This window comes from Maribacter sp. (assembly GCA_020629415.1).
Lineage (GTDB): Bacteria > Bacteroidota > Bacteroidia > Flavobacteriales > Flavobacteriaceae > Maribacter > Maribacter huludaoensis.
Genome location: JAHDDL010000014.1, coordinates 1 through 22,741, shown reverse-complemented (window position 1 = coordinate 22,741; position 22,741 = coordinate 1). Strand labels below are relative to the sequence as shown.

Annotated in this window: 21 protein-coding genes; 5 read left to right on the top strand and 16 right to left on the bottom strand. The window is 36.9% G+C overall.

What is annotated here, in order from left to right; translation table 11 throughout:
* Window positions 1-87: 87 nt before the first annotated feature.
* The 8 genes from QZ657_RS07600 to aceB all read right to left on the bottom strand — a co-directional run bounded on the left by QZ657_RS07600 (window position 88) and on the right by aceB (window position 7,230).
* A complete protein-coding gene (locus tag QZ657_RS07600) occupies window positions 88-450 on the bottom strand; it encodes a DoxX family protein (protein ID WP_291965991.1) in 363 nt (120 codons plus the stop codon).
* Between the two features lie 20 nt (window positions 451-470).
* On the bottom strand, window positions 471-1,115 hold the full coding sequence (locus QZ657_RS07595; protein WP_291965989.1) for a DsbA family oxidoreductase: 645 nt from the start codon (window positions 1,113-1,115) through the stop codon (window positions 471-473).
* 3 nt (window positions 1,116-1,118) lie between these two features.
* On the bottom strand, window positions 1,119-1,433 hold the full coding sequence (locus QZ657_RS07590) for an EthD family reductase (RefSeq protein WP_291965987.1): 315 nt from the start codon (window positions 1,431-1,433) through the stop codon (window positions 1,119-1,121).
* 66 nt (window positions 1,434-1,499) lie between these two features.
* Window positions 1,500-2,492 carry a type I glyceraldehyde-3-phosphate dehydrogenase gene (gap, locus tag QZ657_RS07585; protein ID WP_291965985.1) on the bottom strand — a complete coding sequence of 331 codons (993 nt, stop codon included), beginning with the start codon at window positions 2,490-2,492 and terminating at the stop codon, window positions 1,500-1,502.
* Window positions 2,493-2,593: 101 nt separating this feature from the next.
* On the bottom strand, window positions 2,594-3,142 hold the full coding sequence (locus QZ657_RS07580; protein WP_291962747.1) for a carboxymuconolactone decarboxylase family protein: 549 nt from the start codon (window positions 3,140-3,142) through the stop codon (window positions 2,594-2,596).
* A 75-nt stretch (window positions 3,143-3,217) separates the two neighbouring features.
* Window positions 3,218-3,781 (bottom strand): TetR/AcrR family transcriptional regulator, encoded by a 564-nt coding sequence (locus QZ657_RS07575; protein ID WP_058103703.1) that lies wholly within the window; start codon window positions 3,779-3,781, stop codon window positions 3,218-3,220.
* A 147-nt stretch (window positions 3,782-3,928) separates the two neighbouring features.
* Window positions 3,929-5,560, bottom strand: a complete 1,632-nt coding sequence (locus QZ657_RS07570) for an isocitrate lyase (protein ID WP_291965983.1) — start codon at window positions 5,558-5,560, stop codon at window positions 3,929-3,931.
* Window positions 5,561-5,631: 71 nt separating this feature from the next.
* Entirely contained in the window at window positions 5,632-7,230 is a 1,599-nt protein-coding gene (aceB, locus tag QZ657_RS07565; protein ID WP_291965981.1) for a malate synthase A, read from the bottom strand.
* Window positions 7,231-7,357: 127 nt separating this feature from the next.
* On the opposite strand from aceB, the gene QZ657_RS07560 reads away from it, so the two are divergent.
* Window positions 7,358-8,836, top strand: a complete 1,479-nt coding sequence (locus tag QZ657_RS07560) for a helix-turn-helix domain-containing protein (RefSeq protein WP_291965980.1) — start codon at window positions 7,358-7,360, stop codon at window positions 8,834-8,836.
* 30 nt (window positions 8,837-8,866) lie between these two features.
* On the opposite strand, the gene QZ657_RS07555 is transcribed toward QZ657_RS07560, so the two are convergent.
* Together QZ657_RS07555 and QZ657_RS07550 are read right to left on the bottom strand one after the other, a co-directional pair.
* Complete coding sequence (locus QZ657_RS07555; protein WP_291965978.1) at window positions 8,867-10,126, bottom strand: serine hydrolase; 1,260 nt, start codon at window positions 10,124-10,126, stop codon at window positions 8,867-8,869.
* Between the two features lie 108 nt (window positions 10,127-10,234).
* Window positions 10,235-12,400 carry a PEP/pyruvate-binding domain-containing protein gene (locus tag QZ657_RS07550; RefSeq protein ID WP_291966071.1) on the bottom strand — a complete coding sequence of 722 codons (2,166 nt, stop codon included), beginning with the start codon at window positions 12,398-12,400 and terminating at the stop codon, window positions 10,235-10,237.
* 1,023 nt (window positions 12,401-13,423) lie between these two features.
* Here QZ657_RS07550 and QZ657_RS07545 point away from each other — a divergent pair.
* The 3 genes from QZ657_RS07545 to QZ657_RS07535 all read left to right on the top strand — a co-directional run bounded on the left by QZ657_RS07545 (window position 13,424) and on the right by QZ657_RS07535 (window position 16,272).
* Window positions 13,424-13,729, top strand: a complete 306-nt coding sequence (locus tag QZ657_RS07545; protein ID WP_276471730.1) for a hypothetical protein — start codon at window positions 13,424-13,426, stop codon at window positions 13,727-13,729.
* Window positions 13,730-13,871: 142 nt separating this feature from the next.
* Window positions 13,872-14,624, top strand: coding sequence for a polyphosphate--glucose phosphotransferase (gene ppgK / locus QZ657_RS07540; RefSeq protein ID WP_291963685.1), 753 nt, complete (start codon window positions 13,872-13,874; stop codon window positions 14,622-14,624).
* Between the two features lie 97 nt (window positions 14,625-14,721).
* Window positions 14,722-16,272 (top strand): hypothetical protein, encoded by a 1,551-nt coding sequence (locus QZ657_RS07535; protein WP_291965976.1) that lies wholly within the window; start codon window positions 14,722-14,724, stop codon window positions 16,270-16,272.
* 93 nt (window positions 16,273-16,365) lie between these two features.
* On the opposite strand, the gene QZ657_RS07530 is transcribed toward QZ657_RS07535, so the two are convergent.
* The 6 genes from QZ657_RS07530 to QZ657_RS07505 form a co-directional block, all read right to left on the bottom strand.
* A complete protein-coding gene (locus tag QZ657_RS07530) occupies window positions 16,366-17,265 on the bottom strand; it encodes a DUF6503 family protein (protein ID WP_291965974.1) in 900 nt (299 codons plus the stop codon).
* A 34-nt stretch (window positions 17,266-17,299) separates the two neighbouring features.
* Window positions 17,300-18,088, bottom strand: a complete 789-nt coding sequence (locus tag QZ657_RS07525; RefSeq protein ID WP_276471726.1) for an SDR family NAD(P)-dependent oxidoreductase — start codon at window positions 18,086-18,088, stop codon at window positions 17,300-17,302.
* A 294-nt stretch (window positions 18,089-18,382) separates the two neighbouring features.
* Window positions 18,383-20,185: a translational GTPase TypA gene (gene typA, locus QZ657_RS07520; RefSeq protein WP_291965972.1), complete on the bottom strand. Its 1,803-nt coding sequence runs from the start codon at window positions 20,183-20,185 to the stop codon at window positions 18,383-18,385.
* Between the two features lie 107 nt (window positions 20,186-20,292).
* Window positions 20,293-20,838: a hypothetical protein gene (locus tag QZ657_RS07515; RefSeq protein WP_291963806.1), complete on the bottom strand. Its 546-nt coding sequence runs from the start codon at window positions 20,836-20,838 to the stop codon at window positions 20,293-20,295.
* Window positions 20,839-20,890: 52 nt separating this feature from the next.
* Window positions 20,891-21,475 (bottom strand): hypothetical protein, encoded by a 585-nt coding sequence (locus QZ657_RS07510; RefSeq protein WP_291963805.1) that lies wholly within the window; start codon window positions 21,473-21,475, stop codon window positions 20,891-20,893.
* Window positions 21,476-21,564: 89 nt separating this feature from the next.
* Window positions 21,565-22,131, bottom strand: a complete 567-nt coding sequence (locus QZ657_RS07505; protein WP_291965970.1) for a hypothetical protein — start codon at window positions 22,129-22,131, stop codon at window positions 21,565-21,567.
* A gap of 83 nt (window positions 22,132-22,214) precedes the next feature.
* Here QZ657_RS07505 and kdsA point away from each other — a divergent pair.
* On the top strand, window positions 22,215-22,741 hold a 527-nt coding region (kdsA, locus tag QZ657_RS07500; RefSeq protein WP_291965968.1), incomplete at its 3' end, for a 3-deoxy-8-phosphooctulonate synthase.

Genomic DNA, 22,741 nt, shown 5'->3' with positions numbered 1-22,741 from the left:
TCTAAAAGCGTTTCGTTGACATCAAAGAACAATACTTTTGGTCGTATATTTTTGTTTGCAATAGAAGTACCCATATTAAAATGCTCGTTATTCTGTTTTAATCCTTTTGCTAAAGACATAAGAAATTACCAATGACACCCAGGCAATTACAGCTGCCATTTGTTCGCCATCACTTACCATTATGTGCGCAAAAAATGCCAAGGTAACCGCAAAGAAAAATGCGGAATATGCCCATTCTTTTATTAGATGAAATTTAGGATTCCAAATAGCGAACAACCCTAACAGCTTTGCCGTAGCGTACGGATATATTAAATAGGTTGGGTAGCCCAAACTGGTAAATGTCGCTTTTACATATTCATGATTAAAAAAATACATACCTGCAGAAAACAACATTACCAATGTAAATATACCAGTGGATACGTAATAAATAATTTTATTTGACCTGTTCATAATTCAAAAGTTTACTTGGTTTATTTAGAAATAAGTTCTTCTAATATCTGTTTAAAAGTAGCAACAGGTTGCGCACCCGTTACGGCACTTTTCATATTAAAGACTATTGTAGGTACAGAATTTACACCCATATTTTTCCATTGCCCTTGTTTATTTCTTACCTCGTATCTAGCTTCTTCATTACCTAACCTGGCCAATGCTTCATCTGCATTTAAACCAACATCTAGTAACGCTTGCTTTAAAACATCTTTATCAGATACATCTTTTCGCTGACTAAAAAACGAATTCATTAATCGCAATTTCAGTTCGGTCTGTTTGTCAAACTCTTTGGCATATTCCAATAGCACATGAGCATCAAAAGTGTTTGCCATACGCATACCTTCAAAATAGTCGAATTTAAATCCTAGTTCTTCTCCTATATCCGTCATGTTTTCACGCGATTCCTGTTGCTGTTCTAAGGTAGAACCATACTTTTCGGTAATATGTTCGGTCAGATCTTGACCTTCTGGCGGCATACCCGGATTCAGCTCAAACGGTTGCCACTCAATCTCTACTTGGTCTTCAATTCCCAGTTCTTCAATTGCTTTTTCCAAACGCTTATACCCAATGGCGCACCAAGGGCAAACTACATCAGATACAATATCTATTTTCAATTTCTCTTTCATCACTTAAAATGTAATCAAATTACTGATTTGAATTTCACCTTGCACATTACTATAGTTCTTGACATCCGCTGCAAATGTTGCCGCATGTGGAACAAAAGCAGCTTGAAAAGAAGCTACATCGTCAAACTTTAAATGTGCAATGGCTACGTATGGTGCAGCATCGCCCGGTACTCTGCCACCAACACCTAAATCCAATTCCAATTCTTTCAATGCACTGCCCACCAGTTTTTGAACCATTGGCAAGTGTGTGTTCTTATAATATTCCGTATCAAACTTCACGCCTTCGCTATTTGGATACATAACGGATACTTTTATCATGTTGTTTTTTATTTAAGTTGATAAATAAAAATAGCCAATCTTTTATGTCAAGATCAGCTATCTAATTTAGTTTTCTGCCAAAATTTGACGAATCATTTGATTGGTGAACCCCCATTCGTTATCGTACCAGGTCATCACTTTCAACAAATCGCCATCTACTACTCTGGTCATCCCCAAATCTACGGTAGATGCATGCGGATTCTTTACAATATCCGACGAAACCAAAGGCTGATCTGTAGTATCCAAAATATCCTTATACCTATCGGTAGCCGCTTCTTCCTTAAAAATAGCATTTACTTCTTCAGGGGTTACTTCACGTTCTGTAACAAAAGTTAAGTCTGACATTGACCCAACAGGAATTGGCACACGTAGGGCAACACCATCAAACTTACCAGCAAATTCCGGTAATGCCTTTGTCGTTGCAATTGCCGCACCTGTTGATGTAGGTACAATATTCGCCGCACCGGCACGACCCATTCTCAAATTCTTCTGTGAAGGTGCATCTACAATACCTTGAGAGGCAGTATAGGCATGCACGGTAGTCATTATGGCTTTTTTAATACCCACTCTACGCCCCAAGATTTCTACAACCGGGCTAATGTTATTGGTGGTACAACTGGCACAAGAGAAAATATTGGTTTCACCTGCATCTGTATTTACACCGTGTACAACCGTTGGTATATCTTCACTTTTAGTTGGTGCAGATATAATTACGGATTTAGCACCAGCTTTATTATGTTTTTTGGCATCTTCACTCTTGGTAAAGAAACCGGTACTTTCTATTACAACATCAATTTCGTGTTCTGCCCAAGGCAAATCTTCAGGATTGCGTTGTGAATTATATTGAATTTTTTTTCCATCAATGATCAAGTTGCTCTCATCATGCGAAACCTCTTTTTCATAAATTCCATAAACCGAATCATACTTTAATAAATAAGCTATGTTTTCTATGGATACGATGTCATTTACCGCTACTAAGTCTAACTCTGGAGTATCCAAAATTACTTTTAAAGAAGCGCGACCTATACGCCCCATTCCGTTTATTGCTATTTTTTTCATTTTCATGTATTTAGTTTATTAAAATTAAATAGCCCTCTGCCTTAAGACAGAAGGCTATTCACAATCAATCAACAAATGGTTTCGGGGAACTTGAAACCAAATTATTTAGACCATTCAAATTTCTTGAAAGCATCGTCTACCGGAGTATGTGCAATGTGGTTTGTGTAATTACTGATTACCTTTTGTGATAGTCCCAAGATAATTTCCAATACTTGTTGCTCACCATAACCTGCTGCGTAAAAAGCATCTAAATCCTCCTGTGTTACATTACCACGGTTGCGTACAATGGTCAAAGTCATTGTTCTTAAGGCCTCTAATTTTGCATCGGCCAACGGCGTTTCATTACGTAATGCTTCTGTAATGGCATCATCAACTTTCATCATTTTGGCAATACCAGTATGTGCCGGTACACAGTAGTGACATGCATGCTCTACGTTTATCGTTTGCCAAACCACGGTCAATTCTTCTTCATTGAAAGAAGTTTCAGTAAATAATTGGTGTAGCGTTTGGTATGCTTCCAAAATTTTTGGTGAAGCCGCCAATACTCCATGCAGACCAGGAATCATTCCGTAAGCCTTTTGTGAATTCTCCAATAATGACTTACTACCTTCTGGTGCAGATTCAATGTTGTGTACTTTTAAAGTTGTCATACTCTTTCTAATTTTAATATTTATTATAGTTATGTTAAATCTAAGCAAACGCTTAGTTATTGTTCAAAAAAAATGCTACAAGTGTAAAAACGTAATTTTAATAATGCCCTTTAATTCCTCCTCACTAAATACTTTAGATGAAATTGACAAACCTAAAAGAGCGTTCATTAAATAGTCTGCTTGCGCTTCTATTTCTTTTACATCCCTTTGGTCGTCTTGTTTTAGATTCCTTACAAACAATTTTCTAATATTTAATGAAAACCGTTTTAATGCGGCCATAATTACCGGATTAGTATCTTCTTTGATTTCATTTACCGTATTGGTTACCAAGCAACCTTTAAAAATGGCTCCTTCCCTTGAGAAATCTAGAAAATCCAAAAAATAATCTTTAATACCCTCTACCCCATTAGTAGAGTTTTCCAAGATATTTGTTATGGACTTTATCTTTGCATTATACAGTTTAATGCTCTCTAAAAAAACACCCTCTTTATTCTTAAAACTGGCATATATGGAAAACTGATTAATGCCCATTTCTTTCTCCAACATACGAACGGAAGTGCTTTCATAGCCATTACGCCAGAAAAGACGCATTGCCTTTTCTATGACTTCAGCTTCGTTATATTGTTTTTTGCGTGCCATTTATTCTAATTACATTACAAAACTAAGCAAGTGCTTTGTTATAAAAAAATATTTAACTTGGTTTTAGTACTTTGATAATTTAAAACAAAAAAAATGAGCCAACCCGTAGGTTGACCCATTTAAGGAAAGTAAGCAAAACCACATATATTAAGACAAAACGCCTACTTCTTTTTCTCTCTTTTTACTTTTGGCACCGGCATCGAACTGGTTAGACGTATTCTTTTCGCCACCTGCTTTTAAAGCTTTATCGCCCGCAAAGAAAGATTTGTGATCGTCACCTAGATCAGACCCGGCCATTCTTTGATGTTTTACACAAGAAACACCTTTACGAATTTCTTGTCTTTGCACTCCCTTCACGTATGCCAGCATACTTTCTTCACCAAAATAACCCTTGGTAAGGTCACTCATATGTAAAGCCGTAGTATGATATGTTGGTAGTGTAATTAGGTGATGAAAAATACCGGCATCTCTAGCCCCATCTACCTGAAAGCTTCTAATTTTACGATCTGCCCTGTAAGACAGCTCTGTATCATCATACTCCTCTGCCATTAAATTATTTCTATCATATTCGGTCATGTTCTCACCTTCGGCAAGCATTTCATCATACGCTTGATTACGGAAATTCAATGTCCAGTTGAATGATGGAGAATTATTGTAAACCAATTTTGCATTAGGTACTACAGCTCTAATCCTGTTTACCATATGGGCAATCTGTTTTACATTAGGTGTTGGTGTCTCTATCCACAGTAAATCTGCACCATTTTGCAAACTGGTAATACAATCCAAAACTACCCTATCTATATTAGTACCATCTCTAAATTTATATAATCCGTTTGGTAAGCGAACCGGTCTTACCAATTTGCCGTCTCTTTTTAATAGTACATCATCTTCACGAGCCTCTGAAATCGCAATTTCCTCTGCCTCAACAAAAGCTAAATATTGTGAAGCTAAATCCCCAGGCTCTTGGCTTACCGGCAATTTCTGGGTAAGTCCCGCACCTTCAGAATCCGTTCTTGCTACGATCACCCCATCGTCAATTCCCAATTCAATAAAAGCATATCGTACTGCATTTAGTTTTGCTACGAAATCTTCATGAGGAACGGTTACCTTACCATCTTGATGCCCACATTGTTTGGCATCTGACACCTGATTTTCTATTTGAATGGCACATGCACCCGCTTGTATCATTTTTTTAGCCAATAAATAAGTAGCCTCTTCATTACCAAAACCAGCATCTATGTCGGCAATTATGGGTACGATATGGGTTTCATAATTATCGATTTCATCTTGAACGTCTTCCCCATGCTCCAATCTCCTGAATAGATCGTTCAATTCAATAGCATCTGCCTGACGTAAAAAATCATAGATTTCCGCAATTAGACCAGAAACTGCAGTCTTCTCGTGCATAGATTGATCTGGTAATGGTCCAAATTCTGAACGCAAGGCCGCCACCATCCATCCAGAAAGGTATAAGTATCTTTTACTCGTTGTTTTATGATGTTTCTTTACGGCAATCATTTTTTGCTGAGCCACAAAACCATGCCAGCAACCTAAAGATTGTGTATAGTTAGATGAATCTGCATCATAATCCGCCATGTCCTTTCTCATGATACCAGCTGTATATTTTGCAATATCCAAACCGGTTTTAAAACGGTTTTGAGCGACCATTCTAGCGGCATTTTCAGGGTTAATGTCATTCCAAGTATCCCCGTACTTTTGCTTTAGGTTTCTTACAGTCTCCAATGCCGAACTGTACATGCTTTGTTCTAAATTTTTCATAATTTTGAATTACGTTATTATTAATAATGAGATCCTGTACATTGTTGCCGCAATGGCAGGATCGTTTTTTTTTAAATATATTTATAGGCAGGTAAGGTCAAGAATTCCTCGAAATCATCTGAAACCACCAGCTGATCGAATAACTCTATAGCCAACTCAAATTTGGTGTTCTTCATATTATTTTCACCAACCTCGGTAACAAGCTTTTCAACCTCATCATCGAATATCGTTGTAAATAAATCAGTATTCAATTGGCGCCCATCTTCAAGAATAACTTCATTCTTCAACCATTGCCATACTTGAGTTCTAGAAATTTCTGCCGTTGCGGCATCTTCCATTAAATTATATAGTGCCACTGCACCATGCCCCCTTAACCAAGCTTCGGTGTACAAAATACCTACGTTTATATTTTTCCTTATTCCGGCTTCCGTAATAGTGCCTCTTGGAATTTCAACCAAATCCTCCTCCGTCACATTTACATCTTCACGTAAAACATGCATTTGGTTTGGTGTAGGCATGTGCTTATTAAATTCGCTCATAGCAACCTCTACCAGTGCAGGGTGTGCTACCCATGTACCATCATGACCATTTTGTACTTCGCGCTCCTTATCTTTTCGCACTTTCTCTAAAGCTTCCGCATTGGCTTTATCATTGTTCTTGATAGGAATTTGTGCCGCCATACCGCCAATAGCAAGTATGCCACGCTTATGACATCTTTGAACGACCAATTTTGCATAGGCATCCATAAACGGGGTGGTCATAGTAACCTGATCTCTATTGGGCACCACAAAACCAGCGTGGTTTCTAAACCTTTTAATGTATGAGAAAATATAATCCCAACGACCACAATTCAACCCTACGATATGATCTTTTAATTCAAAAATGATTTCGTCCAATTGAAAACTAGCAGTAATGGTCTCTACCAAAACAGTTGCTTTAAATGTTCCTTTTGGCACGTTTAGATACTCTTGGGCATATTCAAAAACCTCATTCCACCAACGAGCTTCTGTATAGTGCTCTAATTTTGGAAGGTAGAAATAAGGTGCCGTTCCTCTTTCCATCATGGTCTTGGTGTTATGAAAAACGTACAACCCAAAGTCTACCAAACTTCCAGAAGCCTCTTCTTCATTAATCAACAAGTGTCTTTCATTTAAGTGCAAACCTCTTGGCCTCACTAAAAGCACAGCCGTTTCTTCATTTAACCGGTATGATTTTCCCCGCTTAGTATCTGTTAAACTAATGGTCTTTGTATTGGCGTCCATCAAATTCTGCTGCCCTTCAATACTGTTTTTCCAACTAGGAGAATTACTATCCTCCAAATCTGCCATAAAGGTTTTAGCTCCGGAATTTAGAGCATTAATAATCATCTTACGATCAACAGGACCGGTAATTTCTACTCTTCTATCCTGTAAATCTTCTGGTATACTTCCTGCAGTCCAAACTCCCTCACGAATAGTTTTCGTCTCTTTTGGAAACTGTGGAAACTTACCACTATCAAAGACTTTTTGCTGGACTTCACGTTTTTTAAGCAACTGTAATCTCTTCTCATTAAAGTTTTCATGGAGTGCCGTAAGAAACGCCAAAGCGTTGTCTGTTAAAATCTCAGGATAGTAATGCTGAACCTGATTCGCGAACTGAATTTTTGGATGTTTTAAAATCGTGTTTTCCATTATTAAAAGTTTTTGTTGACACAATGATAAAATAAAATATTTTACAAAACAAGCGAACGTTCGCTAAATAGATAAAATTCACTTTATTTCTGATGAACGCAAAATATAGTATCTTTAAAATCTCAATATGGAACAAGAATATATAAAACTCATTTTCGGCTTAAAACTTAAGCAGATACGAACAGAAAAGGATTTGTCATTATTTGGCTTATCTAAAATTTGCGGACTTTCTAAATCTTATCTTAATGAGATCGAGAAAGGAAAAAAATATCCAAAACCTGATAAAATCATCTTACTTTCTGAAAAATTAGAGGTACCCTACGATCAAATGGTTTCTTTAAAGCTAGATAAGAATCTTGCCCCTATTGGTGATTTATTACAGTCTAAAATTTTAAAAGAAATACCACTTGACCTGTTTGGCATTAAAGAAAGTGACTTAATTGATATTGTTGCTAACGCCCCGGCAAAAGTCAATGCATTTATAAGCACCATAATAGAAATTGCACAACATTATAGTTTTAGTAGAGAGAGTTTTTTCCTAGCATCTTTGCGTTCTTACCAAGAGGCAAACAACAACTATTTCGAAAATTTAGAGCAAGAGGTTCTCAAATTTGCAAAAGCGTATCATTTAGATTTATCAAAAAAACTTTCTTCAAAAGACTTAGAAGAAATACTAATAGAAGAATATGGATATAGTATTAACAATGGAGAATTAGAAAAATACGAGGCTTTGGAAAACCTAAGATCTCTTTTTGTTCCGGAAACTAAAACTTTACTGCTCTCTGCGGATATTAATGAAGCTCAACGTGCTTTTATTTATGCAAAAGAAATAGGTTATAACTTTTTAGCATATACAGATAGACTTTATTCTTTTCCTTGGATAAAATTTGAAAATTTTGACCAAGTACTGAATAATTTTTACGCTTCTTATTTTGCCGGCGCCCTATTAATACCCAAAACACAGGTGACTCCACAATTAGATGAGGTTTTTAAAGAAGGAAATTTTAATGCAGATAAGTTCTTGTCCATAATAGACAATTATAATGCATCGCCAGAATCTTTTTACCAGCGATTAACCAATATTTTACCCAATTTTTTTGCGATACAAAATCTCTTCTTTTTAAGGTTTACCCATAGGTTGGGCAGCAAAAAATACCATCTAAAAAAAGAACTTCATCTTTCTCATCAACATTCGCCCAGAGCAAATGAAACCAATGAGCATTATTGTCGTCGTTGGGTATCGTTAAAGGTTTTGAACGATATTAAAACGAGCCAAAAAGAGCATGAATTCGATATTCAAATATCTAATTACCAAGGCGAGGGCAACCAATACATTGTATTATCATCTGCAACAAAGGATCCATTTAAGGACAATCAATACAGAAGTATCAGCATTGGACTTTTAATGAACAAACAACTTGCTAAAAAAGTGAAGTTTTTAAACGATCCAAGTATTAAAACGCAGCAAGTTGGCGTTACTTGTGAGCGCTGCGCCATTAAAAACTGTAAGGAGCGTCAAAATTCCGCAATAGTTCTGAATAGAATTGATAAAAACAAAAAAGTAGCCACAATTGTAGAGGAACTACATAACAAGTTTAAATCTTAATATGTATTAGAAAACTGATTGATCGTAAATCTATTTTCTAATAATTTTATCAATATTACCCGCTAAATACATATGGTCACTGGCAGAGTTTTTACGAAGTACGTTTGTCATCAATACCACCATATACCTACAATTATCCGGGTGCTCAACAATGATGACCGAGTTCATGAAATTAGTAACGTTGCCCATGTATTTTCCGCATGCCTCCCCATTACTTCTATCGCATTTGTACAAAGAGCCCGACTTAAAATATACAGCGGCTTCTTTCAATGCCGGTGACTGTGCGTAGCGAATTCTACGATCGGTCATATACATTAATCGTTTCATCTCTAAACTTGATGCTTCATCTACCACCTTACCTTGTTCCAGTTGGACCAAGAATTTCATTAGACCCTGTGGCGAACCTATGCTACCGCCTTTATCGCCCACATAGGTATTTGCACCTCTAGTGAAGAAACTACCCAACCGCCATTCATCTGATGTAATGCCCAGTTCACGCAAAGGCAAATTAACCACATCATTACTCAAATCTGTCAGCTCTTTTTTAGGAGTTTCCTTAAAGTAAGTATCCGCCTCTTCTTGTGTCAGCTCAGGATACTTTTCTCCAAACGCTGCCATTAACAGCGCCTCTCTCCATACTATACTTGCCGCACCGTTATTGCTCACAGACAACATGTGATCCGCCCATTCATATAAAGAGAACACATCGCTGGCAATTACTTGACGTTTTACCAAGGTATTCTTTTCAATATTATAGATAGGAATGGTATGTTCATCCTTTAAGCCCCAAACTCCGGCTTTAACAGATTTATTCTTGAGTAGCTCCGTTCTTTTTTCAAATGAATCCGGATAATTTTTTTCCAACTGTGTAAATAAGCCCAATAATACAGCCAACTTACCTACAGAACCTGGCTGATAGCCTGAAGTCTCATTTCGTTCTGCGTAGCGAACATTTTCTGGGTCCGATATATCTAAAACCGTTAACGAATAACTTTTATCCAAACCGCGAAACAAGGCACTGATTTCCTTCTGAAAATCTGCATCTACCTGCATTAGACCCATTGCACTATCATTCTTTCTTGACAGCAAGTTCAATTGAATATCGTTGTACGATTTCATGGCACCGACAGGTAAAGCCGATGCATCTTTAATCTCTCCGCTCTTGATGAGCTCCAACCGTTTTAAGCGTTTAATGCCTGTGCGCTTGTAACCATCAATTGGGTAATATTTGTACGTTGTAAATGCGGATGCACTCAAAACTACGATTAACAATACTATAATTTTCTTCATACTCGTTTCTAAACCAACCTTTAATATTTGTTGTATGTAACATCTGAATTACAAGCCATAAAAACAAGAAAACATATGGCTAACAAATAAAACCAATTTCTTTTCATATCATATTTTTGTACTCAGTAAAATTTCTTTTGCCGTATTAATTTTTGGGGTAATGGATTCCAGATACCCAGAACTCAACGCTTTTTTATTCTCAACAAACGGTCTTATTTGAAACAACCATAATTTGTCTTCCTTAAAACCTAATTCCACATCATAAGCACCCTCATAATCCGAATTTGTTTCTTTTGGCATGGTTTCTCTAATGGTCTTTGCCAAGGTTTTAATATCTGCCATGTTCTTTTCATTCAAAACCCTGTGCTCAAAAGTGGCTATTTTTTTGCCCGTACCACCTGTGGCAGGAAGCGTATTATATAGGGCTTCACGCGCAGGCGCCAATAAGCGATATCCGTTATCACTATAGATTGTATATGTTTCCGCTGACTGCCCATCAACAGCACCGCCCGCACCTCTACTGAATGCAACGGTCAAGTCTTTATCATTACCTGAATTAATCCCCTTTGTAATCAATACGCCCGAGTAATCTACATCTACACTTGGGATCACCAAAATAGAAGGGAATACATTCTCTGGATTCAACAAATACACTTGGCGCCATTTAAAACTACGCTCTGTATATGGCGATGCCCAAACATCTTTAATACCCTCAATAATCTTTTCTTTGTCCAACACGTTGAATAAAGTCAAGTTTAGTCCGGCACCGGTAAACTCCTTTAAATCTTCCATATTGGTATCACTACGTAAGAATACAGGAACCTTACCAAATTCAGCACCAAGAACCGATTTAAATTTAATCTCCAATTGATTTTTAAAATCTTCTTTTAAAGGCATTTTTTTAATTGCCGTTCTTAGCGTCTCCAATTGTCTTAATTGATAATTTTCAACTTCGGGTTCAGGCACATCTGCACCTCTCATGCGCTCAGCCTCTTTAAACATATTATTTAAAAACTCCCAATACGAAGTATTTTCGCCAGGCATGGTCTGATCCATATGATCTTTAAAAATCCCGAAAGGTATTACCAACCCCTCTACCACTTGCTCTGGAAACATCTTTTTCAACTGACCAAGGTTAGCGGCTTTTGGTCCGCATAAAGCTCCGGAATCACTTGCATCAACATCTCGCATGTTCAGCACATCTGTAGTACCTAATTGAATTTTCTCAACTGGCACTTCTATCTTATCCGTATTTCGTTCTTTCTTTAGGAACAGTCCGCGTTCTTGATCAGTCATTTGCGCTTCTGGTTTTAAGATCACGTTCCCTTTATTAGAAACCGCATAAAATACACGGTCACCATCATACTTCTTTAAACTCTGAAGATTCTGATCAGATAGGGCGGCATTGGGTATACCTAAATTACGCGCCAATAATTGTACGTGCGACACCATATTACCTTCAGCCACAGTGGCTATACCTGCCACAGGTTTTAGGTCTGACGGAGAGCGCTGAAAAATATAAATTTTATCTGCCGATACCTCAATATCTTCAGATGAACCATCTACTACCACCAATTCACCAAAGGCATAACCAGGGTTCAACCCCCTGAAGGTACTTTGATTGGAAATATCCATAACCTTGTTGGACAAAGCGGATTCTTTAGATATAAAATCGCCCAACTGCCCCACACTTTGCCCTAAATGCAAAGCAACGGAACCCCTTATTCTATCATCTATAAATGCATATGATTTAGGCTCAAAAGCCGTGTACGTATTTACTACTTCTTGATAATTGGCTTTAACTGTCGCCGCGCTCCACTCCACGGCAGATCTTGCCGTTTCTAGCACTTGTGTCAATTCTGCCAAAGTCAATTTACTTTCACCAAATTTACTGAGCGTACCAGAAATCTGCTCCCACTCCCACAATTCTAGATAGCCGGCACCCACAGATGCCGTGGTCAATGCACATATTTTTTCTAACTGACCACTAACCGTATCGGGCTCCCAATTAGGCGCGCTTTGAAATAGCAACTCTTCTAACTTCAAAGAAATATCCAATAACTGCAAACGTGCCAAAGACCGTTTTTCGGTTAACAGATCTTCCCTGATATCTAAAAGTAATTGAGCCGTTTCATTTACTACATACGGTGGATTGTCATTATCTACCTTTGCATTTATAAAAGATTGTACTTTATCTCCCAATAAAGTTCCTTTAACCAGTTTAGAAGTGTTAAGCAACGCCTGAACATCAACCGGTTTAAAAAACGTATTCATTGTAGTTAACAATCCGTCTAATTTTTTATTTAGATCGGTTGTCAATGTTTTTTGATGTTTCGTTTTAAAATCAGTTACTTTTTGAATATCGGCTTTTTCCGGCTGACTATGGATCTTGGTTCTAAGGTCCATAAACGGTGTGTATATATCCGAAATTACCTTAGATTGGCTTCGCATTAATTGTGCAACATTATCATCACCGTTATGGGGGATATCTTTTAAAGATTGGCGTATGAGATAAAAGTTATGGAGCAGAACTTTATCATCTGCCAAAATAGTTTTATAAAAATCGATTCCCCAGGCTTCTTCGTCTTCTACCTGTACCGATCCTCTATAGTACTGTCCTTTTTGATTGATCCAGCCATTATCTACCAAACGCAAATACTTATCCAATTGATATTGTTTTAAGCGGGAGTGGTTATGACCGGCATCCCAAAACTCATCAAAATCCGTATATGCCAAAATTTGTCCTAAATAAATATGATTGGTCTTACCCAAGGAGACCACTTCATCTTTGTAACGGGCATGTTGCACCCCAGGACCAATATTATCCGGGCAGGGATCTTTTGGTTGTCTAACACTACCGTCCGTACAGAACCAACGAATATCCTTATAAGGACCACGAAGATCATTTTTATACTTTTCAATATTGTTTTGAATAGCTTCAAAGGCTATTTTCTCTTGTGAAAAGCCAAAATTCAACGTCGTGAAAAACAGTAGAACAACAAGTATACCTATTTTTTGCAAGTTATAATTCTTCAATGTAGCAGTATTGATTAACAGAGTAAAGGTAGTATGTAATTTTTCTATTATATACTCTAAAGTACAATTATTTAATACTCCAGATTATAAAAATAGCCCACTGACCTACAGTTCTTTAGGAATAAAAAAAACTATCATAATAAAATGATAAAATTATTCGTTATTCAACTAATTAGATTTCATTTGTATCAACTTTTATCACCTTAAAAAAGTGCTGAAAACGGAACAAAAAAAATCTATAATTAACTTAACAAAAGAAAAATGAAATCACTTTTAATTGTATTGTTCGTTGCAGTTTCTTCTTTAACGACATTTGGTCAAGAAACCAGTACCATGAACGGTACTTATGAAGGCTATATTGATGGCGTTTATGTATTTACAGATGGCGAAGGTTACAGTACAGAGTTTACAAACGTAGTAGACGAAGTAACATCCAAGTATGATTTAAAGAGTCAAAAATTAGTGGGCAAACAGTTCTCTATTACCTTTACGGTAGATTCTGAATTAGACGAAGACGACGAAGAAATTCAAGTAAGTACAATTACGGGACTGCTTATGCCCGAATAACAAAAAATTAAAAGGACCTCTAAAAAGGTCCTTTTTTTATGTTATTATCTTTCAATTGTATAACACTAAAATTGCCCCAAATAATCTCACTTCAAAGAGCCGAAACTTTTTCGTTTCTTTGTAATTCATAACAAAATATAAAATGACTTTACTAGGTATTGATGTAGGTGGTTCTGGAATTAAAGGAGCGTTAGTTAATTCTGAAACCGGAGAAATGATCTCTGAAAGATTTAGAATACCCACTCCCATACCTAGAACACCAGAAGCAATGACCGATGTAATTGCCGAAATCGTGGCACATTTTGACTACAAAGGTAAAGTGGGCTGCGGTTTCCCAACCATTATTAAAAACGGAGTCTGTAAAGCTACCGGAAATTTGGACAAAAGCTGGTTAGGTGTCAATGTTGAAAAATTATTGGAGAAAAAAACCGGATTGGATTTCACCGTAATTAACGATGCAGATGCCGCTGGTTACGCTACCATGAACTTTGGTACCGGTAAAGGGGAAAAAGGTTTTGTTGTTATGATTACCATAGGTACCGGTTTAGGAAGTGGCGCATTTTTGGACGGAAGATTGATCCCTAATTTTGAGTTAGGACAAATTCCTTATAAAAAATATAGCAAAATTGAGAAATGGGCAGCGGGATCAGCAAAAGACCGCGAAAAGTTGTCCTATAAAAAATGGGGGAAAAGATTCAATACGTTCTTAGAATATGTAGAATTGATCGTTTCACCAGACTTGATTATTCTTGGTGGCGGCGCTTCAAAGGATTTTGATGAGTTTAAATCCAAAATTAAGATCGATACCAAAGTAATACCAGCAAAGCTTCAAAATCACGCAGGTATTATTGGCGCGGCAGTGGCTACGCAATACAAATCACTTGACCATAAATAGAATTTACGCATTCATAGATTGCACTTTTAATACGCTTTAAAACAAAGTGTACTATTTGTTGTTCAATATATTACTTAAACCAACCAAAACAACCAAAATGAAAAAAACACTTAGTTTACTTGTAATTATCTGCTGTCTTACCGCCACCAAAATCTTGGCACAGAGAGCAAATTTAGATCGCGAATACTTTAAGACTTCCTATGTAGACCTCCCTAAAATACCTGTCGTAGATGATTCAAAAAGAACATTTACCTCTAGTAGCCGTAATATTTTTTTAGAAGGATTTTCTAGAGTGGCAAAAAATGGTACGCTTGATTTTAGATTCAATTTTCATGGAACCGAAATAGGCGAAGTTGATATTAAAAAAAATAAACACGAGGATAAAGACAAAGAAGGAAATGTTCTTAAAACTACATATACGTATGACGTAATTTGTAGTTATTCTTCTTCGGCAACAGTTTCGATCAGCAACTCAGATTCTGGAGAAAATTCTTCTTTTACCCTAACTGAAGACGACAATTATGCTAGCACAGGCCATAAGACCTATTCTAAGGCCAGTGCTTTCTACAATAATAATCGCTACAGCATTAGAGATAAATATCGTAATAAGCATCGCAATAGCATGATCAACCAAACAAACAGCAAAATCAATTATAGATATGGTTATGTTCCAGTAACCTCTAACCAAGCACAACACTTTTGGATAATTGCAACTAAAAAACATCCAGAATTTGCCAATCACCAAGAGGCATCTGAAGCTTTAAAAGCGATATTTTCAAAAATGCAGTATGATTTACCTGTTGACGAACTATATACTGAAGCACAACCATGGATCGATTATTTCAATGATGTAGCAACTAGATATAATGAAGATGACAAACAGCATAAAAAAGTACGCTATGCCAGTTATTATAATATTGCAAAAATTTATTTAAACTTAGATTTACCTGAAAAGGTTAAAAAATATGCAGACCTAATTATTACCAACGATTACGACAAAAAAGATGGTAAACGATTGAATAGAAATGCAGAAGAATTAATAAAGGACTTTACAATAAACGAAATTTCCACAAGGCATTTTGAGGTTGTTACAGAAGACCTTTCCAATGAGCCAGATGTAGAAATTGTATATGCCGATGATCCGGCGGAAGAATCTGAAAAAGCTGTAGCGTTTTTAATAACAGCAACAAACGACACCTTACAAACAACAGTAGCTGTGGAAGAATTGACAAAGGCGAGCGCAGCCATACAGATGTTAGACGAAAACAACACAGCTAAAGCAGTTGCCGCTACGGACAGCAAACAAATTGTATTGACTACTGGCGATATTTACGAGGTGATAAGTTTTACATCATCAGTTGCGAGCGATAAAACCAATGCTCCAAAATTTGCAAAAGCAATTTACCAAGGAGACAAAATATCCTTATACGAACATATGGGCAAAGAATATGTTCTAAAATATAGCAACACTGAAGAAGGTGTCTCTACAATGAGCAAAGATTTTGTTTTTGGCTTCAACAAGAAACTAGCAGCTTTAAGTACGGAATGTGAAGCCGTTAAAGCTAAAATTATGGCCAACGAATACAAGAACACCAAAGAAGGTCTTTTAGCTTACAGTCAAGCATATGATGCTTGCGCTACCGAGTAAATTTTAAGCCATAGTAAATATAAAGCGTGTATCTAAAAAGTATTTTAGATACACGCTTTTTTTAGTTGAAAACTACTTGAATTTTAAAAGATATTACTCTAAAATTTTTGCACCTTCCGGGGTATCAAAAAAGTCTTTAGGCAAATCAGATTCAAAAGACACATCTGTAAAATCAATTTTAGTTATGTATTCTCCCGGCTGATCGTTCTTCACAGTCCAGTACGTCTTAAATCCTCCTGGCATGGTAATTCCGTCTACGGTTTGCTCACCAATAAACTCCGTGAATTTTTCTGGAGCGTGGCCACCGTCCTTAAAATATTCCGGATAAGAAACAATATATCTCATAACCGCAATCTTGTTACTTTCTTTATTTACATATAGAATATAATAGTCGTCCGGTGCATCGCCCGTGCCTGCATCAAATGTAACTTTTACCACATTGTAGTCTTTATCCTTAAATGTAGTAGGTTGCAATAGCTCTAAGTTCACGCCATCGCCACTTAATACAAACGGATGACCAACAAACCATAAAGGTGTCAATGCCCAAAATTTAGTATCATAGGCAAAAGCAGTACTATCTTTTGCCATAACCCAGGCCTTTTCACCTGTCCAACCAAATTTAGCCTTACTATCCGTAGCACTTGTGTGTACTGCCCGGTTGCTCCAAGTATCTACTGTTTGGTAACTGTCTCTGGCCGTTTTACCATCTAAAGGTTGGTAATTGAAACGAAAAGTAACCGGACCGTTAGCATACCAAGTATCCAATCCACCATGCGCTTCCATGGCATTCCAAATAACTTTTCCCGCTTCCGTGCCATTTAATCTTTCTTTTGCTTTTGCAACTCTAGAAGACACCCAAGAATCTGGGTAAGCTATTACATTAGTTTCCGTCACCACTTCCTTAGCGGTTTCGGTTGTTTTTTTAGGTGTTTCTTTACAGGATACAATAACTGCAAGTACTAATAATAGGGATAGTTTGTAAAGTAATTTCATAGTTGTTCGCCGTTTGTTGATTTCCCAGTGTAGATTATACGGCTTTATGATCTAAACTGGCCATTTTTCGTTCCTCGTAATTCTCGGCAACCTTTTTATCCAATTCTTCAGGTGCTTCAAAGTTCAAGGTATTTTCTTTGAGTCGTTCTTCACCACCAAAAATTACTTGAATCTCTTTATTAAATAATCCTTCAAGCGAACGCTCTGCAACGTACTCCGGTGCATCCATCTTTCTACCTTTAAACTTCTGCATCATTTCCGTATCCGTAGCGGTAGGAAAAGCACAGGTTACGGACACTTTAAAAGGCGCCAATTCTCTTCTCATAGAATCTGAAAACTGGCGAATTGCAGCTTTGGTACTTCCGTAGACCGCATAGAAAGGCATACCTATCAATCCTAATCCTGATGAAATATTCAAGATGTAGGCATCTTCAGAAAACTTCAATAACGGAATACAGTATTTGGTCAACAACATGACCGCAGTTAAGTTAACGGCAACCTGATCGTACAAGTCTTCATCTTGAATATCCTCTAAAGGACCTGCAGCAACAATACCCGCATTATTTATCAATATATCAAGATGCCCCCATTTATCTTCTATACGTGCCGCAGCATCTCTTAATATCTGAATATTGGCAATATCACCGGCAATGCGAATGAAATTTACCGTTGGGTATTCTAATGATAGATTCTTTAGGTTCTGTTTGTCGCGTGCAATGACCGCAATATTGGTAACACCATTTTTAATTAAATGTTGAACCATACATTTACCAATACCCCGGGTTCCTCCGGTAATGAGCACATTTTTACCTGTTAGTTGCATATTATTAATTGTTTGAGTTGAATTTAATACCACTTTAAATTAGATAAAATTCTATGCAGAAACGAAGAAAAATGCAGGATAGACTCATTATTAAGAAAGTAGGAAAATCTATCTTAATTTTTTGCGTTTTTCGTAGTACAACGCTACTAATTGATGTTATACCTAACCAATAAAAGCACCATAAAGCTTATCTTAAAACAAGATGAAGCACGCTGTAAACAAGAAACCACCTAAGTAGGTGGTTTCTATAGATTAAGAGCTAAAAAAAGCTCCTTTTTCAAGGAGCTTTTTTATTTATGCAATTTTATTTCGCTTACGTTCATTTTCGGTCAAGTAGATTTTACGTAGACGTAAAAACTTAGGAGTAACCTCAACATACTCATCTTTTTGAATATATTCTAATGCTTCTTCTAGAGAAAACTTAATTGCAGGAACAATTTTAGCTTTATCATCAGCTCCAGAAGAACGAACGTTAGATAATTTTTTAGTCTTTGTAATGTTCACGGTCATATCATCTCCACGAGAGTTTTCACCTATAACTTGACCTTCGTAAATATCTTCACCCGGATCAACAAAGAACTTACCACGATCTTGTAATTTATCTATAGAGTAAGGAATTGCTTTTCCTGTTTCCATAGAAACCAAAGAACCATTTTGTCTTTGTGGAATATCTCCTTTCATTGGTTGGTATTCCAAGAAACGGTGCGCCATTATAGCCTCACCAGCGGTAGCGGTCAATAATTGGTTACGTAGACCTATAATACCTCTAGAAGGAATTATAAACTCACAGATCATACGCTCACCTTTAGCTTCCATACTGGTCATTTCACCTTTACGCATAGAAACCATCTCAACAGCTTTTCCAGAAACAGCTTCTGGTAAATCTATAGTCAATGCTTCAACTGGCTCACATTTAACACCATCGATCTCTTTGATGATAACTTGTGGTTGACCAATTTGTAATTCGTAACCTTCACGACGCATTGTTTCAATTAAAACTGAAAGGTGCAATACCCCACGGCCGAATACCAAGAATTTATCTGCACTATCTGTTTCGTTTACACGTAACGCCAAGTTCTTTTCCAATTCTTTTTGAAGTCTATCATTAATATGACGAGAAGTAACGAATTTACCATCCTTACCAAAGAACGGACTATCGTTAATGGTAAACAACATACTCATGGTAGGTTCATCTATTGCAATGGTCTTCAAAGCTTCTGGGTTTTCAATATCGGCAACGGTATCACCAATTTCAAAACCTTCAACACCAACCAAAGCACAAATATCACCAGTTTCAACCTCTTCTACTTTCTTACGACCTAGACCTTCAAAAACGTACAATTCTTTGATTTTTGATTTAACGATGGTACCATCGCGTTTTACCAAAGAAATTTGCTGATTTTCCTTTAAAGTTCCTCTTTGTAATCTACCGATAGCGATTCTACCTGTAAATGAAGAGAAATCTAAAGAAGTGATCAACATTTGAGTATTTCCTTCTTTTGGCTCAAAAGTAGGAATGTGCTCAATTACCATATCTAACAATGGTTCAATGTTTTCCGTTTCATTTTGCCAATCGGTACTCATCCAGTTGTTCTTAGCAGAACCATATACAGTAGGGAAATCTAACTGCCACTCTTCCGCACCCAGCTCGAACATCAAATCAAAAACTTTTTCATGCACTTCTTCTGGAGTACAGTTTTCTTTGTCTACTTTGTTGATTACCAAACAAGGCTTTAAACCAAGGTCGATCGCTTTTTGAAGTACAAAACGTGTTTGTGGCATAGGACCCTCAAAAGCATCTACCAACAACAAAACACCATCTGCCATATTCAATACACGCTCAACTTCACCACCAAAATCGGCGTGACCGGGAGTATCGATAATATTTATTTTAGTATCCTTATAAATAACGGAAACGTTCTTAGAAGTAATGGTAATACCACGTTCTCTTTCCAAGTCGTTATTATCCAAAATTAAATCGCCTGTATTCTCGTTTTCGCGAAAAAGGCTACAGTGGTACATTATTTTGTCTACCAAGGTCGTTTTACCGTGGTCAACGTGCGCAATGATCGCAATATTCTTTGTTGTAGTGGACATAAAAGGTCTTATTTAAGCGTGCAAAGATACTTTAAATATTTATAGCTACACTTAAACTTATGTTATTTTTATCTTATTGATTTTGAGGCAGTTCCCTAATGGGTTTCCTACTTTTTCCTACCACTTACAACCCAACCAAGTCTAACATCTATTAAAATACCTGCATCCTTATAAAAATCATCAACAAAAATACCGGGACCAAAAGCCAAGCCCCAATAGAATCCTTTTTTGTAAGTACGCTGAATACCATATACTAAAGCACCGTTATAAAAATAATCCGAGGCGTATTCCAAATTACCGATTATTGGCTTGCCCAATTGAAGTTGATTTAAAAATGCAACATAATTACCAGAGTTACCAGATATATTCTTTCCTTTATTTAATCTTCTATTAAAATTTACGTATTGCCTTACATCTGCCTCTAAACCTGGATACAGTCCAAAATTAGTTGATCTATCTGACCCACCATTCAGTGCTAAACCTAAGAACGCCTCTAAATTCAAGGTAGTTTTATCAGCTATACCAAGCTCATAAGAAATGCCAGGTGCCAACAAGTTAACTTTAAAAAGTTTGTCTTCCACTAATTTCCCTTTTTGTGCCTTAGCGTAAAAAGAGGTCAACAGCATAGCGGATAAAAAAATAATCTTTTTCATATTATAATCTGGTTTGGTTTTATTCGGGATGTGCATCAAATACCAGACCACATTAATCAAAAGTGGGCTTCCTAGATTTTCTTTTTGTGGCCACCCACCCAAAGGTAACATGAAGCAAAAAGCCATGACCACTATCTAAAGTTTTTGAATCAAAATAGCCATAACCCACTTCTGCATTTACATTGAAACCTTTTCTGTTGGTTCGCTGAATGCCGTATACTCCGCCATAGAATGCAAAGGCATAATCACTATTTCCGTCAGAGATATTATCCGTAAACTGTAATGGCTCCCAGAAAATGCTACGTGCAGGCCCAATGTAGTTGGCTGAGTTGCCTATGATATTCTTATTTACATCTAAACGCTCTTGAAAATTATGGTAATATCTAATTCTGGTATGCCAAGCAAAACCTAAAGCATAACCCTCTTGATACCTAGCAAATGCCGGTGTAAAACTGGTAGATGCACTTACGTTTTTAAAAAGACCTAGCTCATACCTAATTCCCGGTCCCAATAAGTTAATTGTAAATTGATGACGCTCTAGATTTATGAGTCCGTTGCCTTTTTCAGAAAAATCCCTGATTTGGGAATGTACCGTTGTAATAGATAGGAATAGAAGAATCAGTGTAATTTTTTTCATGTAGTTAGATTGATGTTGCAACTAAAACTACATGATTAAAAAAAAGTAACCACCTGATTTATAGAAATATTAAGAAAATACTTACGTGATTAACGACCTACACACCATCGCTTTTCACTGATGATAAAACCAATGCTTAAATTCGCTACCGGATAAATGCCGCCCTCAAATTGTCCGTCATAATATGCAGCACCTACATCTACAGAAAAGTTGAATCCGGAATCAAAACTACGTTGTATACCTGTTACCAAACCGGCATAACCAAAAGCGCCTTCTACGTTTTCATTGGCAATGGTTCTTGAACCCGGAAAGAAAACGGCGACCGCCGGAGCCACATAATTGGCAGAATTACCATAAATCTGTTTTCTTTTACGTTGACGCTTTTCAAAATTATAGTAATAGCGGTATTGAGCGGCAACTGCAGGAAAAATGCCAAATTCACTATATACATCTGGCAACAAAGGATCTAACGCTACTTGTATACCTGCTTTAATATCAAAAGTTGTATTGGTGCCCAAAGCCATTTCATATTCAAGACCAGGGTTAAGTAGATTGATTTTTACTTGTCGTAACTCACAATTTTTACCGAACTGAGCATGTGCATTAGCAGCAAAAACGAGAAATATTGTTGCTATAAAAAACTGTTTGATTTTCATTTCGATTTGGGATTTCGACAATCTTATCCTAATAGAACAGTAAGCTTCTTAAAATAGTATCTTTGTTCAAAAATATTCGACGAATGAACCTATCTCTAATACCCCAAATAAAACATACCGACAGTAATAACTTTTTTCTACTATCTGGACCCTGCGCCATTGAAGGTGAAGACATGGCAATGCGTATTGCAGAGCATATTGTTACTATAACCGACGAGCTTAAAATTCCTTATGTATTTAAAGGAAGTTTCAAAAAAGCTAACCGAAGTAGATTAGATTCATTTACGGGTATTGGAGATGAAAAGGCATTGAAGATTCTATGTAAAGTTTCTGAGACATTCAAAGTACCTACGGTTACCGATATACATACAGAACAAGATGCTGCCATGGCTGCAGAATATGTAGATGTATTGCAGATACCGGCATTTCTTGCCCGCCAGACCGATTTGGTAGTTGCCGCCGCAAAAACAGGTAAAACGGTCAACATCAAGAAGGGGCAATTTATGAGTCCTGAAAGTATGAAGCATGCCGTAAATAAAGTTACCGAAACAGGAAACGAGCAAGCTATTATCACCGATCGGGGAACCATGTTCGGTTACCAAGATATGAT

Excerpts from the sequence above, each read along its gene's own strand:
- QZ657_RS07505 (WP_291965970.1), bottom strand. The coding sequence starts at position 22,131 with ATGAAAATCAAACAGTTTTTTATAGCAACAATATTTCTCGTTTTTGCT.
- gap (WP_291965985.1), bottom strand. The coding sequence starts at position 2,492 with ATGAAAAAAATAGCAATAAACGGAATGGGGCGTATAGGTCGCGCTTCT.
- ppgK (WP_291963685.1), top strand. The coding sequence starts at position 13,872 with ATGACTTTACTAGGTATTGATGTAGGTGGTTCTGGAATTAAAGGAGCG.
- QZ657_RS07550 (WP_291966071.1), bottom strand. The coding sequence starts at position 12,400 with ATGAATACGTTTTTTAAACCGGTTGATGTTCAGGCGTTGCTTAACACT.
- QZ657_RS07555 (WP_291965978.1), bottom strand. The coding sequence starts at position 10,126 with ATGAAGAAAATTATAGTATTGTTAATCGTAGTTTTGAGTGCATCCGCA.
- QZ657_RS07515 (WP_291963806.1), bottom strand. The coding sequence starts at position 20,838 with ATGAAAAAGATTATTTTTTTATCCGCTATGCTGTTGACCTCTTTTTAC.
- aceB (WP_291965981.1), bottom strand. The coding sequence starts at position 7,230 with ATGGAAAACACGATTTTAAAACATCCAAAAATTCAGTTCGCGAATCAG.
- QZ657_RS07535 (WP_291965976.1), top strand. The coding sequence starts at position 14,722 with ATGAAAAAAACACTTAGTTTACTTGTAATTATCTGCTGTCTTACCGCC.
- QZ657_RS07510 (WP_291963805.1), bottom strand. The coding sequence starts at position 21,475 with ATGAAAAAAATTACACTGATTCTTCTATTCCTATCTATTACAACGGTA.
- QZ657_RS07595 (WP_291965989.1), bottom strand. The coding sequence starts at position 1,115 with ATGAAAGAGAAATTGAAAATAGATATTGTATCTGATGTAGTTTGCCCT.
- QZ657_RS07570 (WP_291965983.1), bottom strand. The coding sequence starts at position 5,560 with ATGAAAAATTTAGAACAAAGCATGTACAGTTCGGCATTGGAGACTGTA.
- QZ657_RS07525 (WP_276471726.1), bottom strand. The coding sequence starts at position 18,088 with ATGCAACTAACAGGTAAAAATGTGCTCATTACCGGAGGAACCCGGGGT.
- typA (WP_291965972.1), bottom strand. The coding sequence starts at position 20,185 with ATGTCCACTACAACAAAGAATATTGCGATCATTGCGCACGTTGACCAC.
- QZ657_RS07580 (WP_291962747.1), bottom strand. The coding sequence starts at position 3,142 with ATGACAACTTTAAAAGTACACAACATTGAATCTGCACCAGAAGGTAGT.
- QZ657_RS07560 (WP_291965980.1), top strand. The coding sequence starts at position 7,358 with ATGGAACAAGAATATATAAAACTCATTTTCGGCTTAAAACTTAAGCAG.
- QZ657_RS07600 (WP_291965991.1), bottom strand. The coding sequence starts at position 450 with ATGAACAGGTCAAATAAAATTATTTATTACGTATCCACTGGTATATTT.
- QZ657_RS07545 (WP_276471730.1), top strand. The coding sequence starts at position 13,424 with ATGAAATCACTTTTAATTGTATTGTTCGTTGCAGTTTCTTCTTTAACG.
- QZ657_RS07575 (WP_058103703.1), bottom strand. The coding sequence starts at position 3,781 with ATGGCACGCAAAAAACAATATAACGAAGCTGAAGTCATAGAAAAGGCA.
- QZ657_RS07530 (WP_291965974.1), bottom strand. The coding sequence starts at position 17,265 with ATGAAATTACTTTACAAACTATCCCTATTATTAGTACTTGCAGTTATT.
- QZ657_RS07590 (WP_291965987.1), bottom strand. The coding sequence starts at position 1,433 with ATGATAAAAGTATCCGTTATGTATCCAAATAGCGAAGGCGTGAAGTTT.